This window comes from Kitasatospora aureofaciens (assembly GCF_019192735.1).
Classification (GTDB): Bacteria; Actinomycetota; Actinomycetes; order Streptomycetales; family Streptomycetaceae; genus Kitasatospora; species Kitasatospora aureofaciens_A.
This window is the reverse complement of sequence record NZ_JAHTKP010000014.1, coordinates 83,944-98,777: the sequence shown is the minus strand read 5'-3', so window position 1 is coordinate 98,777 and position 14,834 is coordinate 83,944. Positions and strand designations below refer to the sequence as shown.

Annotated in this window: 13 protein-coding genes; 3 read left to right on the top strand and 10 right to left on the bottom strand. The window is 73.6% G+C overall.

Annotated features, from left to right (window positions below):
• The first annotated feature begins 156 nt into the window (after positions 1-156).
• On the top strand, positions 157-1,077 hold the full coding sequence (locus tag KV557_RS17095) for a hypothetical protein (protein WP_218201076.1): 921 nt from the start codon (positions 157-159) through the stop codon (positions 1,075-1,077).
• Between the two features lie 85 nt (positions 1,078-1,162).
• On the opposite strand, the gene KV557_RS17090 is transcribed toward KV557_RS17095, so the two are convergent.
• The 3 genes from KV557_RS17090 to pdhA are packed head-to-tail and all read right to left on the bottom strand — an operon-like array spanning position 1,163 to position 4,731.
• The gene (locus KV557_RS17090; protein ID WP_218201073.1) at positions 1,163-2,587 is read right to left on the bottom strand and encodes a dihydrolipoamide acetyltransferase family protein; all 1,425 of its coding nucleotides are present in this window, start codon (positions 2,585-2,587) and stop codon (positions 1,163-1,165) included.
• Positions 2,588-2,602: 15 nt separating this feature from the next.
• Positions 2,603-3,577, bottom strand: a complete 975-nt coding sequence (locus KV557_RS17085; RefSeq protein WP_374106638.1) for an alpha-ketoacid dehydrogenase subunit beta — start codon at positions 3,575-3,577, stop codon at positions 2,603-2,605.
• Positions 3,577-4,731: a pyruvate dehydrogenase (acetyl-transferring) E1 component subunit alpha gene (gene pdhA / locus KV557_RS17080; protein ID WP_374106637.1), complete on the bottom strand. Its 1,155-nt coding sequence runs from the start codon at positions 4,729-4,731 to the stop codon at positions 3,577-3,579. The genes KV557_RS17085 and pdhA overlap by 1 nt, the downstream gene beginning before the upstream one ends.
• A 426-nt stretch (positions 4,732-5,157) precedes the next feature.
• On the opposite strand from pdhA, the gene KV557_RS17075 reads away from it, so the two are divergent.
• On the top strand, positions 5,158-5,817 hold the full coding sequence (locus KV557_RS17075) for a response regulator (RefSeq protein ID WP_218201070.1): 660 nt from the start codon (positions 5,158-5,160) through the stop codon (positions 5,815-5,817).
• A gap of 67 nt (positions 5,818-5,884) precedes the next feature.
• Positions 5,885-6,997 (top strand): phosphotransferase, encoded by a 1,113-nt coding sequence (locus KV557_RS17070; RefSeq protein ID WP_218201068.1) that lies wholly within the window; start codon positions 5,885-5,887, stop codon positions 6,995-6,997.
• Positions 6,998-7,006: 9 nt separating this feature from the next.
• Here KV557_RS17070 and KV557_RS17065 read toward each other — a convergent pair whose 3' ends face one another.
• From KV557_RS17065 to KV557_RS17040, 7 genes are all read right to left on the bottom strand, one after another.
• Entirely contained in the window at positions 7,007-8,779 is a 1,773-nt protein-coding gene (locus KV557_RS17065) for a protein kinase domain-containing protein (RefSeq protein WP_218201066.1), read from the bottom strand.
• A 112-nt stretch (positions 8,780-8,891) separates the two neighbouring features.
• Complete coding sequence (locus KV557_RS17060; RefSeq protein WP_218201065.1) at positions 8,892-10,334, bottom strand: protein kinase domain-containing protein; 1,443 nt, start codon at positions 10,332-10,334, stop codon at positions 8,892-8,894.
• 262 nt (positions 10,335-10,596) lie between these two features.
• Positions 10,597-11,205, bottom strand: coding sequence for a bacterial proteasome activator family protein (locus KV557_RS17055; RefSeq protein WP_218201063.1), 609 nt, complete (start codon positions 11,203-11,205; stop codon positions 10,597-10,599).
• 304 nt (positions 11,206-11,509) lie between these two features.
• Positions 11,510-12,193: a hypothetical protein gene (locus KV557_RS17050; protein WP_218201061.1), complete on the bottom strand. Its 684-nt coding sequence runs from the start codon at positions 12,191-12,193 to the stop codon at positions 11,510-11,512.
• A 127-nt stretch (positions 12,194-12,320) separates the two neighbouring features.
• Positions 12,321-13,298, bottom strand: a complete 978-nt coding sequence (locus tag KV557_RS17045; protein ID WP_218201059.1) for an NAD(P)H-quinone oxidoreductase — start codon at positions 13,296-13,298, stop codon at positions 12,321-12,323.
• A gap of 135 nt (positions 13,299-13,433) precedes the next feature.
• Positions 13,434-13,562, bottom strand: a complete 129-nt coding sequence (locus KV557_RS42660; protein WP_256177522.1) for a hypothetical protein — start codon at positions 13,560-13,562, stop codon at positions 13,434-13,436.
• 52 nt (positions 13,563-13,614) lie between these two features.
• Positions 13,615-14,769, bottom strand: coding sequence for a molybdopterin molybdotransferase MoeA (locus tag KV557_RS17040; RefSeq protein WP_218201209.1), 1,155 nt, complete (start codon positions 14,767-14,769; stop codon positions 13,615-13,617).
• Between the last annotated feature and the right edge of the window lie 65 nt (positions 14,770-14,834).

Here is a 14,834-nt window from a genome sequence, read left to right as displayed (position 1 = left end):
ACCCACCTGCAACCCCCGGCGGGGATGTGCGTCTATACGGATGAAGGCACGGAGAGCGAGACCGGCAGAGCCGGGGGGCGCTTCCGCTCGACAAGGAGCGGGGCCGGTCGTCTTCACCCATCACACCGTCAGCACATGACCCTGGGGAGTCACGTCATGCGTATGCCCGTTATCACCGGTTTTGCGAAGAACACCCGCGCGCTCTCCGGCCGCCGCCGTATCGCCGCTCTGGCCGCCACCGTCGTCCTGGCGGGCACCGTCCAGGTGATGGCCAGTGACAGCGCCTGGGCCTGCGGCGACCCCGACAACGCCCCGGTCACCGCGGTCGATCCGGCCGTCGCCCAGGACCACGACTTCAGCCTCCACGGCCCGGGCGCGAAGGCGGACTTCATCAGCCCCGTCCCGAAGACGCTAACCATCGGCGGCCCCAAGGTCGAGTTCGGGGTCGAGATCGCGAACTTCAGCAAGGCCGACTACAACAAGGTCGCCGCGGGCTTCGGGCTCTTCAACCCGAGCGGCGCCACCCCGAAGCCGTCGCAGGTCACCGTGGAGGTCATGAACCACGGGCAGTGGAAGCGCCTTGCGATGAAGGGCGGCTGCGACCCGGCGCTGCACGCCACCGGGGTGGAGTCCCTGGGCGAGCCGCTCGCGGTCGGCCACGCCCGCCGCTACATGTTCCGGGTCTCGATCGCGGCCGACGCGCCCACGGACCTGAACGAGCTGGAGCTGTACGGCGGCAGCTTCGCCTTTGCCACGACGAAGGTCAAGGTCCTCCACCCCGCTGCCAAGCCCACGGCCACCGCCACCCCGAAGCCGACCGCCCCCGCCAAGGCCAAGCCCGCCCCGGCCGCCCCGGCCGAGCCCGCCGCCGACCGGACCCCGGCCGCCGAGGCGCCCAAGACCCCCGTGGCCACCCCAAGCGCCGCACCCGCCACCACCGCGCCCGCCGGCACGCCGGAGCTCGCGCAGACCGGGGCCGGCTCCGTCAACGGCTTCCTCCTCGCCTCCTCCGCCACCCTCCTCGCCCTCGGCGCGGGCGTCCTGATCGCCGTCCGCCGGCTCCGCACCCAGCGCTGACCGGACCACGGCACGCACGAAGGGGCCCCCTCCGCACGGCGGTGCGGAGGGGGCCCCTTCTTCGGTCAGACGTCCTACGAGGCCGTCAGCCCCAGGTGATCAGGCGCTTCGGCTGCTCCAGGAGCGCTGCCACGTCGGCCAGCACCTTGGAGCCCAACTCCCCGTCCACCAGGCGGTGGTCGAAGGAGAGCGCCAGGGTGGTCACCTGGCGCGGGACCACCTTGCCCTTGTGCACCCACGGCAGTTCCCGGACCGCGCCGAAGGCGAGGATCGCAGCCTCGCCCGGGTTGAGGATCGGGGTGCCGGTGTCGACGCCGAAGACGCCGACGTTGGTGATGGTGACGGTCCCACCCTGCATGTCGCCGGGCGAGGTCTTGCCCTGGCGGGCGGTGTCGATCAGCTCGCCGAGCGAAGTGGCCAGGCCCGCAAGGGTCTTGGCGCCCGCGTCCTTGACGTTGGGGACGATCAGGCCGCGCGGGGTGGCCGCGGCGATGCCGAGGTTCACCTGGCCCTTGATGACGATCTCCTGGGCCGCCTCGTCCCACTGGGCGTTGATCTCGGGGTGCCGCTTGATCGCGGTGAGCAGCGCCTTGGCGACGATCAGCAGCGGGCTGACCCGGACGTCCCGGCCCAGTTCGCCGCTCTCCTTGAGCCGGCGGACGAACTTCATCGTGCGGGTCACGTCGACCTGGACGAACTCGGTGACGTGCGGGGCGGTGAAGGCCGAGGCCACCATCGCCTGGGCGGTGGCCTTGCGGACGCCCTTGATCGGCACCCGGACGTCGCCCGCGGTGGGGACGAGCACCGGCGCCTCGACGGCTTCGACCGCCGCGACCGCGACGGGCTCGGCAGCCGGGGCCGCAGCGGCGGCGACGGCCGACGCGAAGGCGTGCACGTCCTCGCGGGTGATCACACCGTCCCGGCCGGTCGGGGTGACCGCGCGCAGGTCGATGCCGAGGTCCTTGGCCAGCTTGCGCACCGGCGGCTTGGCCAACGGCCGCTCGCCGGCGGGCTGTTCGGCCACGACGGGCGCCGGCACAACCGGCACAACCGGCACAACCGGCGCTGCCGGAGCTGCCGGGGTCACCACGGCGGTCGTGGTGGTCCGGCGGACCCGCCGCTGCGTCACGCCCGTGCGCGGCCCGTAGCCGACCAGCACCTCGCGGCGCTCCGGCTCCGCCGCCTCGGCGGGCGCGGGCGCGGCAGCGGCGACGGGCGCAGCAGGGGCGGCCGGAGCCGCGGCCCCGCCCTCCCCGGCGACCGCGACCGAGATGATCACGGTGCCGACGTCGACGGTCGCGCCCTCCGGGAAGAAGAGCTGCTCGACGACCCCGTTGAACGGAATCGGCAGCTCCACGGCGGCCTTGGCGGTCTCCACCTCGCAGACGACCTGGCCGTCCGTCACGGTGTCACCGGGCTTGACGTACCAGCTGAGGATCTCCGCCTCGGTGAGGCCCTCGCCGACGTCGGGCATCTTGAACTCGCGGAGCGAGCGAACTTCGGTGGTCATCTTCGCTCCCCGGGATCAGTACGCGAGTGCGCGGTCGACGGCGTCGAGCACGCGGTCCAGGTCGGGAAGGAAGGCTTCCTCGACCCGGGACGGCGGGTATGGCGCGTGGTAGCCGCCGACCCGCAGGACCGGCGCCTCCAGGTGGTAGAAGCACCGCTCGGTGAGCCGGGCGGCCAGCTCGGCGCCCATGCCCAGGAAGACCGGCGCCTCGTGCACCACGACGGCCCGCCCGGTGCGCTTGACCGACTCCTCCAGGGTGGCGAAGTCCACCGGGGAGAGCGAGCGCAGGTCGACGACCTCCAGCCGGCGGCCGTCCTCCTCGGCGGCCGCGGCGGCCTCCAGGCAGACCTTGACCATCGGACCGTACGCGAGCAGCGTCGCGTCGGTGCCGGGCCGGACGATCCGGGCGTCGTGCAGCGCCAGGTCGGCGGCGGCGCCGACCTCGCCCTTGTCCCAGTACCGGCGCTTGGGCTCCAGGAAGATGACCGGGTCGTCGGAGGCGATGGCCTGCCGCAGCATCCAGTGCGCGTCGTGCGCGCTGGACGGGGTGACCACGCGCAGGCCGGCGGTGTGCGCGAAGTACGCCTCGTGCGACTCGCTGTGGTGCTCGACCGCGCCGATGCCACCCGCGTAGGGGATGCGGATGGTGACGGGGAGCTTGACGTGCCCGAGCGCGCGGGCGTGCATCTTGGCCAGCTGGGAGACGATCTGGTCGAAGGCCGGGTAGACGAAGCCGTCGAACTGGATCTCCACGACCGGGCGGTAGCCGCGCAGCGCGAGGCCGATCGCGGTGCCGACGATGCCGGACTCGGCGAGCGGGGTGTCGATGACCCGGCCGTCGCCGAAGTCCTTCTGCAGGCCGTCGGTGATCCGGAAGACGCCGCCGAGCTTGCCGATGTCCTCGCCCATCAGGACGGTCTTCGGGTCGCTCTCCAGCGACTTGCGCAGCGCGTCGTTGAGCGCCTTCGCGATGCTGAGCTGACCGGCCATCAGAGGTTCTCCCCCGCCTCGAAGGAGGCCGCGTACTGGACGTACTCGGCCCGTTCCTCATCGACCAGCGTGTGCGGCTCGCTGTACACGTGGTCGAAGATCAGGGTCGGGTCCGGGTCCGGCATGCCGCGCACGCCCTCGCGCACCCGCAGCCCCAGCTTCTCGCTCTCGGCGTCGATCGAGGCGAAGAACTCCTCGTCGGCCAGGCCCTCCTTCTCCAGGAGGGCGCGGAGCCGGGTGATCGGGTCCTTGGCCTTCCAGGCCTCGGTCTCCTCGGCGAGCCGGTAGCGGGTGGGGTCGTCGGAGGTGGTGTGCGCGCCCATGCGGTAGGTGAACGCCTCGATCAGCACCGGGCCGTTGCCGCTGCGGGCGTGGTCGAGCGCCCAGCGGGTGACGGCCAGGCAGGCCAGCACGTCGTTGCCGTCGACCCGGACGCCGGGGAAGCCGAAGCCGGAGGCGCGGCGGTACAGCGGGATCTTGGTCTGGGTGGTGGTGGGCTCGGAGATGGCCCACTGGTTGTTCTGGCAGAAGAACACCACGGGGGCGTTGTAGACCGAGGCGAAGGTGAAGGCCTCGTTGACGTCGCCCTGGCTGGACGCGCCGTCGCCGAAGTACGCGATCACCGCGTCGTCGGTGCCGTCCTTGCTGATGCCCATCGCGTAGCCGGTGGCGTGCAGGGCCTGCGCGCCGATCACGATGGTGTACAGGTGGAAGTTCTTCTCGTTCGGGTCCCAGCCGCCGTGGTTCACGCCGCGGAACATGCCGAGCAGGTTCAGCGGGTCGACGTCGCGGCACCAGGCCACACCGTGCTCGCGGTAGGTCGGGAAGGCGTAGTCGCCGGTGCGCATGGCGCGGCCGGAGCCGACCTGGGCGGCTTCCTGGCCGAGCAGCGAGGCCCACAGGCCCAGCTCGCCCTGGCGCTGGAGCGCGGTGGCCTCGGCGTCGAACCGGCGCACGAGCACCAGGTCGCGGTAGAGGGCGCGCAGCTCCTCCGGAGTGGTGGTGAGGGGGTAGTCGGGGTGCTCGACCCGCTCGCCTTCCGGGGTGAGCAGCTGTACGAGCTCCGGCTGGGCGTCCGTCCCCGTGGCGCGGAGGGTGTCAGGGACGCCGGGGGTCGCCTTCTTGCGAGCCCTCGCCGTGCTTTTGACGGTCACGTTCACTCCTCGGTCTGTCCGGCCGCCCGGGGTCGCCGGTGACCGGTCCGGTCACCGCCTCGCGGGGCGCGCGTGGGTGTGCGCACCTACTGCGGGGCAGGTGGTGATCCTGTTCCGACGGCGTCCCTCACGAGAACGTTACCCAGCGTCCGCCCTTGGCGCGCCTGCGCTAGGACGTCCTACTTGTTCAGGGCCTACAACCCCGAGGGTGCCGCGGGCAGCGCGCCGTCGGATGGGTGGGGGTGACGGACCGCGTGACGCAGCTCTCAATTCGGGCGCCTTCAGGACACCAGCGCACGTTATCCGGGCGACGGCCCGTACGTAAGGGGGTTCTCGGTATCGGTTTCGGACCGGTCTGGCCGGATCGCACCCCTGGGGCTGTGGGGACGATAGGTCTTTCCTACGGTGATATGGGAGGCTTTGGGCGTGACTGATAACGGACAAATCAGGGTATTCCTGCTCGACGATCACGAGGTGGTCCGGCGGGGCGTGCACGATCTGCTCTCGGTCGAGGACGACATCGAGGTGGTCGGCGAGGCCGGCACCGCCGCCGAGGCGCTCACCCGGATCCCGGCGGTCCACCCGGACGTCGCGGTGCTCGACGTGCGGCTGCCGGACGGCAACGGCGTCGAGGTCTGCCGGGAGGTCCGGTCCCGGCTGCCGGAGATCAAGTGCCTGATGCTGACCTCGTTCTCGGACGACGAGGCGCTGTTCGACTCGATCATGGCGGGCGCCTCCGGCTACGTCCTGAAGGCGATCCGCGGCACCGACCTGATCACCGCCGTCCGGGACGTCGCGGCCGGGAAGTCGCTGCTCGACCCGGTCGCCACCAGCCGGGTGCTGGCCCGGCTGCGCGACGGCGGAGAGAAGGAGGACGAACGGCTCGCCCAGCTCACCAAGCAGGAGCGCCGGATCCTCGACCTGATCGGCGAGGGGATGACGAATCGTCAGATCGGCAACGAGTTGCACCTGGCCGAGAAGACGGTGAAGAACTACGTCTCCAGTCTGCTCGCCAAGATGGGAATGGAGCGGCGCACCCAGGCGGCGGCCTTCGTGGCTCGGCACCAGGCGGACCATCAGTACTGATCGGAACCAATCGCACAGTCTTGACTGTTTGTCAAGGGCCCCCGCCAGGGGGCCATAACCTCTGGCTGTGACTTTCAGCCAGACCCTCTCCTGCTCCCCGGCCCGCCCCGACCTCTCCGCCCCGCCGATAGGGACCCTCAGCCCGCCCGTCCCGCGCGCCACTCTGGCCGAGGTCCTGTGCCGCTACCGGGTGGGGCGGATACTGACCGCCGAACCGGTCGCCGAAGGGCTGCTGAACCGGGGGTACCGGGTCACCGCCGAGGCCGGAACGTACTTCTTGAAGTGCTACGTCGACGCCGCCACCGCCAACCGTCCGAAGATCGTCGCCCACCACCGCGCGATGGCCGCGCTGCACGCGCTCGGACTGCCCGTCGCTCCCCCGCTGGCCTGCGCGGAACGGGCCGGCACGGTGGCCGGCTACGGCGGCCGGCTGTTCGCCCTGTTCCCGTGGACCGTTGGCCGACACCGGCACGGTACCGAGCTCTCCCTCCCGCAGTGCGACGCGCTCGGCACGCTGCTCGGACATCTGCACGGCGCGCTCGACGACGTGTGCGCCCCCGTCAGCCAGCCCACCGGCTACCGGAGCGCCGACCCTCGCCACAGCGCCGACCTCGCCCGCGACCTGCTCGCACACGCCCGCGCCCACCACCCGTACGGCGAACTGGACGCCCTGGTCGAACAACGGCTCACCGAACGGCTGGAACTGCTCGCCGAACACGCCCACCGCCGGCCCGCCCCGCAGACCGCCCCGCCCACCGGCTGGACCCACGGCGACTTCCACGGACTCAACCTGCTGTACGCCGGCGAACCCGGGAGCGCCCCGGGCGGAGCGTCCGTCGCGGCGATCCTGGACTGGGACAAGCTCGGCCCGCAGCCGCGCGCCGAGGAGGCCGTTCGCGCCGCCACCCTGCTCTTCAACGACCGGACCACGGGCGCGCTCGACCTCGTCCGGGTCCGGCACTACTCACAGGCCTACCGGGCCACCGGCGCCGCCACCGCCGAGCACCTGGCCGCGGCCGCCCACCGGGTCTGGTGGGAGCGGCTGAACGACTTCTGGATGCTCCAGTGGCGCTACCAGCGGGCCGACCACCGGGCCGACCCGCTCTACCCCGCCTCGGCGGGCCAACTGGCCTGGTGGTGCCAGGAGTACGAACAGGTCCTGGACGCCTTCGCCAACTGACCCGGACGGTCAGGGCGTCGCCGGCGGCTGCGTGATCGGCGGCGGCGTCACCGGCGGGTTCGACTTGCTCGGCGCCGGGTTCGCGCCCGTCGGCGTGCTGCTGCCGCCGCTCGGCGTCGACGGCGCCGAGCTCGGAGTGCTGCTGGCCGAGGAGCTGGCCGTCGGGGTGTGCGACGCGGACGAGGACGGCGTCGGGGTCGGCGTGTGCCTGCCCGTCGGCTGCGGCGACATGTTGTTGCCGCCGTTGCTGCCGCCGTAGTTGCCGTTGTCGGTCGGCTGTGACGGCTTCCGGCTGCCCGTGTTGGCCGCCGGCGGGCTCTGGCTGCCGGTCGCGGGCGGCGTGGCGGACTCGGTCGTGCTCACGGCCGGGGCGGGCGTGCTGGGCCCGACGTTCGAACCGCCGCCACCACCGCCACCCCCGCCGCTGAGCGCGAGCGCGATGCCGACCCCGGACGCGACCAGCACGGCCGCGATGCCGGCCACCCAGCCCCACGGTCCGCGCCGCCGCCCGCCGCCGTGCCCGCCGTCGTCCCCGCCGTGGCCGTGGCCGCCGTCGTACGGGCCGCCGGCCCCCTGGTAGGGCGACGCCGGAGTGTGCGGGCCGCCCGGCGTGAGGCCGCCCCCGTGGTAGGGCAGCATCGAGGTCTGGTCGCCCGCGCCGACCGCGCCGAAGGCCGTGGTGGCCGCCGTCTCGTCCGGACGGATCACCTGGGTGGCGCCGGTGTTGCCCTGCCCCGCTGCGGCCAGCCCGGCCGCGGCGCCCGCCCAGCCGGCCCCGGCCGCGCCGTGCATCTCGCGCAGCGCGTGCTGGACGTGGGCGCGGAACTCGTCGGCGTCCTGGAACCGGTCGTCCGGGTTCTTGGCCAGCGAGCGCAGCACCAGCGGGTCCAGCCCGACCGGCACCCGGCGGTTCGCCTGCGAGGGCGGCACCGGCGGGTCCTGGACGTGCTGGTAGACCACCGAGAGCGGGGTGTCGCCGGTGAACGGCGGGCGCAGCGTCAGCAACTCGTAGAGCATGCAGCCGGCCGCGTACAGGTCGGAGCGGTGGTCGACCGGCTTGCCGAGGGCCTGCTCGGGCGAGAGGTACTGCGGGGTGCCCATGACCATGCCGGTCTGGGTCATGGTGCTGGCGGTGCCGGTCAGCGCCCGGGCGATGCCGAAGTCCATCACCTTGACCGCGCCCGTGGTCGTGATGATCACGTTGGCGGGCTTGATGTCGCGGTGCACGATGCCGTGCCGGTGGCTGTAGGCCAGCGCCTCCAGCACCCCGGCGATGATGATCAGCGCCTGGTCGACCGGCGGCTCGGCCTCGTCCACCAACAGCTCGCGGACGGTCCGGCCCTCGACCAGCTCCATCACGATGTACGGCGTGGACTCGTCCCCGACGTACTCCTCGCCGGTGTCGTAGACCGCGACGATCGAGTGGTGGTTGAGCGCCGCGACAGCGTGCGCCTCGCGGGTGAACCGCAGCCGGGCGATGTCGTCCTGGGCGAGCTCGCCGCGCAGCAGCTTGACCGCGACGGTCCGGCCGAGCCGGACGTCCTCGGCGGCGAACACCTCGGCCATGCCGCCGCGGCCCAGCCGGTGGGTCAGCCGGTAGCGGCCGTCGCCGACCGTGCCCAGCGGGGCCGCGGTGCCGCGCCCCGGGGTCTGCGGGCCGCCGGGGGGCACCGGCGGGAGTGCAGGGGTGGCGGCGCCGTCGCTCCCGGGCGCGGGCTGCTGCGGGGCCTGGCCGGCCGCCCGGGCACCCTCGTCATCGTCCGGATGGTGCGTCTGTGCCATCGCTCCTCGCCCCGGGCGTTCGCTCGGATCGCGGTGCCCTGTCGCTTACGTATCCCCGAACGCTACCGCTTCCGGGCAGCCCCCGTAGCACACCCGATCCGGCCGCAAACCTTCAGAGCAGGCCATTCCGGCCGGCCGGGACGTCCACCACCAGCACCGCGGCGGGCCGCTCGGCGTGACCGTACTTGGTCTTGGCGTTGTCGTTCTTCGCCTTGTTGATCACGATCGCGATGATGATGCCCGCCAGGACCAGCACACCGACGATGATCATGATGACCACGGCCGCCGTGGAGCAGCCGCCGCCGCTGGACGCCGGGACCGGGGCCGGCCGGTACGGCGGCACGGGCTGCGGCCGCGGCATCGGCTGCGGCGGCGGGGTGTGCGCCGGCTGCCGGAACGGCTGCGGGGTCTGGTACGCGGGCGGCGGGGTCTGGTACTGCGGCGGCTGCTGCTGCCCCTGCTGGAGATACTGAGGCTGCGGCGTGTGCGGGGCCTGCGGACGCGGGGTCTGGTAGGCCGGCGGCGGCGTCTGGTACTGCGGCGGCTGCTGCTGCCCCTGCTGGAGATACTGAGGCTGGGGCGTCTGCGGAGCCTGCTGCGCGGCGTGCACCGAGCGCGGACCCTCGTTGATCACCAGCGGCGTGCTGGCCTGCAGCGCGTGCCCGCCGCCGCCCTTCGCCGCCGCGATCAGCCGCTCCGCCTCGTCCCGCATCGCCGCCGCGCTCGGGAAGCGGTGCGCCGGGTCCTTGCGCAGAGCCTGGGCGACGAACGCGTCCACCGCCGGGGTGACCGACCGGTTGATCGTGGACGGCGCCGGCGGCTCCTCCTGCACGTGCTTGTAGGCGATCGAGAACGCCGAGTCGCCGTCGAACACCAGCTGGCCGGTGAGCATCTCGAACAGCATCACGCCGACCGAGTACAGGTCGGAGCGGGCGTCCACCGGCTTGCCGAGCGCCTGCTCCGGCGACAGGTACTGCGGGGTGCCGACCACCATGCCGGTCTGCGTCATCGACGTGACGCCGGATTCCAGCGCCCGGGCGATGCCGAAGTCCATCACCTTGACGTTGCCCTTGCGGTCGAACATGACGTTGCCGGGCTTGATGTCGCGGTGCACCAGGCCCATGTCGTGCGAGGCCTCCAGCGCGTTCAGCACGCCGACGATGACCCGCAGGGCCTCCTCGGTCGGCATCGCGCCGTACTGGGCGATCGCGTCGTTGATCGCCTCGCGCAGGCCCTGGCCGTCGATCAGCTGCATGACGATGTACGGCGTGCTGGAGCCGTCCGGCGCGATGTCCTCGCCGCTGTCGTACACCGTGACGATGTTCGGGTGCTCCAGGCGGGCCACCGCCTGGGCCTCGCGGCGGAACCGCTCCTTGAACGAGTCGTCCCGGCCCAGCTCGCTGTGCATGCTCTTCAGCGCGACCTGCCGGTCCAGCACGCTGTCGTAGGCGAGGTGCACGGAGGCCATGCCGCCCTCGCCCAGCAGCCGCTGCAACACGTAGCGGCCGTTGCCCAGGGAGAAGCCCTCGACCGCCGCGTTGCCGTGCTCGCTCATGGTCCTCTGCTCCCCCTCGGCGCGGGCGTCGCCGCCGCGACCGTGACGTTCGGTCTCGTCCGTGCGTGGTGCGGTCCCGGCCCGCCGGCCGGCCCGACCTCTGCCGCGGCGGCTCGACCGGCCTGCGACAGGGGGCCAGGGTATCGGCTCACGCCGACGGTGATCGGTCCAGGGCCGGTCCTCGTTCCGGACCGCGGCGGCTACCCGCCGGTACCGGGCTCCGGGGCGGACCGTCGCGGTACGACCGGTCCGCCGTGCGGCCTTACAGGTACGGACCGGAACGGATGCCGCGGCCCTGGCCCGGCTCGTCCTCGTCCGGCTCGCCCCCGTGCAGCCCGGGCGGCAGCGCCCGGCGCATCTGCTCCAGCTGCGCCCGCGCCGCCATCTGCTGGGCGAACAGCGCCGTCTGGATGCCGTGGAACAGGCCCTCCAGCCAGCCGACCAGCTGGGCCTGCGCGATCCGCAGCTCCGCCTCGGTCGGGATGCTGTCCTCGGTGAACGGCAGCGACAGCCGCTCCAGCTCGGCGACCAGCTCGGGGGCCAGGCCCAGCTCCAGCTCCTTGATGGAACTGGCGTGGATGTCCTTCAGCCGCGCCCGGCTGGCCTCGTCGAGGGGCGCCGCGCGGACCTCCTCCAGCAGCTGCTTGATCATGCTGCCGATCCGCATGACCTTGGCGGGCTGCTCCACCATCTCGGTCACCGGGAGCTCACGCGGCATGTCGTCGTCCCCGTCCCCCGCCGGGCCGGTGAACCCCTGGCCCACGGGCAGCCCGTCCGGTCCGACGATCAGCACCTTCTGGCCGTCCTGCGACTGCCCGCCCGCGGCCTGGTAGCGCTCCTGCGACGAGCGCTCGTTCATCGGATTCGTCATGAACAACATTCTCTCTCACTGGGGTTGGTCAGGCGGAAGCCCCCGGTCGACGCACCGCCCGCACCGCCGCTCCCGACGGTACGCCCCGACGCGGCGCCCGGGAATCCGTACGGATACTCAGTTCCCGCCCCACCCCGCCGAACCACCACGCCCCTCCCCCGCAATCCCCCCGCACCCCACACAACCACACACCCCCGAGATCGCCGACCCGCACCCCGAGCGGAAGCGACCTCCCCCTCCCCACTCGGTCATCAGCGTCTGCGGAGGCCGCGGCGACAGCCGGGCCATCCACTCCCGCCGAAGATCACCCCTTGCGGAGCCGGAGGCCGATGAGGCCCAGGCCGCAGCCGATGAGGCCGAGGCCGGCGCCCAGGGGGAGCTGGAGGGTGGAGGCGTCGCGCCAGCGGGCGGGGAGGACGGTGGGAACGGCTTCGGCGGCCTGGTTGGTCGCGGTGGTGGCGGTGTCCGGGGCGGCGTCGTCGGCCGGGGTCGGGGTGTCCGAGGTGCCGGGGTTTGTGTCGGCGGCGGGCCGGCCGGCGTCGGGCGCCTGCTCCGGGGACTGGACCGGCGCCTGCTCGACGGTCTGGTCGGGCGCCTGCTCCGGGACGGTGTCGACCCACTTGGGGGCTGCGGGCCGATGGCGGTGGGCGCGCGGGCCCCACCCGCCCGGCCGCTGGTGGATCTCCGGTCGTTCCTGCGGCGCGGCGGCCGGGGTGACCGTCGGGGCGACCGTCGGCTCGGGCGTGACCCGAGCGGTCGCGCTCGGCGCCGCCGACAGGAAGGCAGCCGGCGTCCCCGACGGAGACGCGGACGACCCCGCAGCGCTCGTCGCCGCCCCCGGGGTGGGGGCGGCGACGGCCGCCGTCGCGACGGCCAGCGGAAGTGCGAGCCCGAGCACGGCCGCCGCCATGAACCGGCGGCGACGGGTGCGAGGGGAGAGCGGAGCGGCGGGCAGCGGCCCGAGGAGCGTGTGCGTTGGTGCGGCCACGGTCGGAGTCCTTCCGACGGCCGACCGCGCGGGGCGGGGTCGGCGGCGGGACAGCTCCGGACCAGCCTCACACAATCCGACAATCAAGGCATTTCGGACAGCATGTGCAGCCCCCTCGGCCCACCCCTCAGGCCCGCAGCACCACCTTCCCGACCTGCTCCCCCGCCTCCAGCACCTGGTGCCCGGCCCCGGCGTCGGTCAGCGGCAGCACCCGGTCGATCACCGGCTTCACCACCCCGGACTCGACCAGCGGCCACACGTGCTCCCGCACCGCCGCCACGATGGCCGCCTTCTCGGCCAGCGGACGGCCGCGCAGGTTGGTGGCGACGACCGCGCCGCGCTTGCGCAGCAGCGTGTTGAGGTCGAGCTCGCCCTTCACCCCGCCCTGCAGCCCGATGATCACCAGCCGCCCGTTTACGGCGAGCGCGTCCACGTTCCGCTGCAGGTACTTGGCGCCCATGATGTCCAGGATCACGTCCGCCCCGGCCCCGTCGGTGGCCTCCCGGACGGCCTCGACGAAGTCCTGCTCGCGGTAGTTGATCGCGATGTCGGCGCCGAGTTCGGTGCACCGGGCGAGCTTCTCGGCACTGCCGGCCGTGACCGCCACCCGGGCGCCGACGGCCTTGGCCAGCTGGATCGCCATGGTCCCGATGCCGCTGGCGCCGCCGTGCAGCAGCACGGTCTCGCCGGGCCGCAGGTGGGCGGTGAGGAACACGTTGGACCACACCGTGCAGGCCACCTCGGGCAGCGCGGCGGCCTCCTCGAAGCTCAGCCCCTTCGGCAGCGGCAGCAGCTGCCCGGTCGGCACGGCCACGCGCTGCGCGTATCCGCCGCCCGCCAGCAGCGCGCACACCTCGTCGCCGACGGCCCAGCCGGACACGCCCGGCCCGAGGGCGGCGATCCGCCCGGAGCATTCGAGCCCGGGGTAGACCGGCGCGCCGGGCGGCGGGCTGTAGAAGCCCTGCCGCTGGAGCAGATCGGCCCGGTTGACGGCGGTGGCCGCCACGTCGACCAGGACCTCGCCCTCGCCGGGCTCCGGGTCGGGCACCTCGGCCCAGACGAGTGCCTCGGGACCGCCGGGTACGGGAATCGTCATCGCATGCATGCCCCGAAACCTACTGCGCGTCAGTCCCGGCCGGAGGCACCCGTCGGGGGCACCGGCCGCGTCATGCGGCCGACCTGATCACGATCACCCGGTCGGTGACCTGGAGCACGGCGGCCTCCGGCTCGGTGTAGTTGATCACCGCCGGCCGCGGACCACCGCGACCACCAGGTCCTCGCACGCACGCGGGCTGTGCCCGGCCTCGGCCCGGGTGACAGGCCGTTCGACCACGTCCAGCCCGTTCCCGTAGGTGAGCGGGTCCTCCATGGACGACTGCCTATGCGTCCGCCTGGGGGGACGTCCGTGCCGCCTCGTGCCCTCACGGAGCCTCCAGCAGCTCGACGGGATCGCCGGCCGCCGCGCCGCCTGGCGGTACGACGGCGAGTGCCTCGGCCCGGGCGAGGCCGCGCAGCATGGCGGGCCCGTCGAAGGCGAGCGGGACGACGCCGTCGGCGGTGCGCCGGACGGGCAGCAGCCGGGTGTCCGTCGGATGGCCCGCCAGGTCGACGGCGGCGGGTGCGGGGGCCGGTCCGCCGACGGTCCGTCCGCTGCGGGCATGCAGCAGTGGAAGCGCGAGGGTGACGGTCCCGGCGACGGCGGCCAGCGGGTTGCCCGGCAGGCCCACCAGGTGGCGCGCGCCGGGGAGTTCGGCGAGCAACATGGGGTGACCGGGGCGGACGGCGACGCCGTCGACCAGCAGCCGGGCGCCGGCCTCGGCGAGCGCGCGGTGCAGGAAATCGACCGGACCGGCGGCCGTTCCTCCGGTGGTGACGACGACGTCGGCGGTGGAGTGCCGAAGGGCGTCCCGCAACAGGCCGAAGTCGTCGCGGACGGCGCGGACTTCGGCCACCTCCGCCCCGCCGGCGCGCAGCCAGGGCGGCAGCAGCGGGCCGAGCGCGTCCCGGACGAGGCCCGGCCCGGGCACGCCGGATTCGAGCAACTCGTCTCCGAGGACGAGGAGTTCGACGACCGGGCGGCGGCGGACCGAGAGCCGGTCGTGCCCGCAGGCGGCGGCGAGCCCGAGCACCCCCGGGTCGACCGGGGTGCCACCGGGCAGCAGTGCCTCACCTCGCCGGCACTCCTGGCCGCGCGGGCGGACATCCTGACCGGTGGTCAGCGGTCGGGGGCCGCACTCGCGCAGCAGCGTGCCGTCCGTCGCGCCGTGCTCGCGGCGCAGGACGGCAGTGGCGCCGGGCGGTAGTTGGGCGCCGGTGGCGATCTCGACGGCGGCACCGTCGGGAAGCGGCGCGACGACGGCCTGGCCGGCCAGCAGCCGCCCGGCCACCCGCCACGGGCCGGGTCCGGCGACCGCCCAGCCGTCCATGGCGGAGGTGTCGAAGGCGGGCAGGTCGGTGAGCGCGGTGAGCGGTTCGGCGAGGGTGTGGCCGAGCGCGGCGGCGAGCGGCAGCCCGACCGGCGGCAGCGGGCGCAGCCCGGCCCGGCGGGCGGTCGCGCGGGCCTGCGCCCAGGACATGACGCCGGGCCCGGTCACGACGGCCTCCTCGACGAACTGCGCGACGGACTGCTCGACGGACTGCT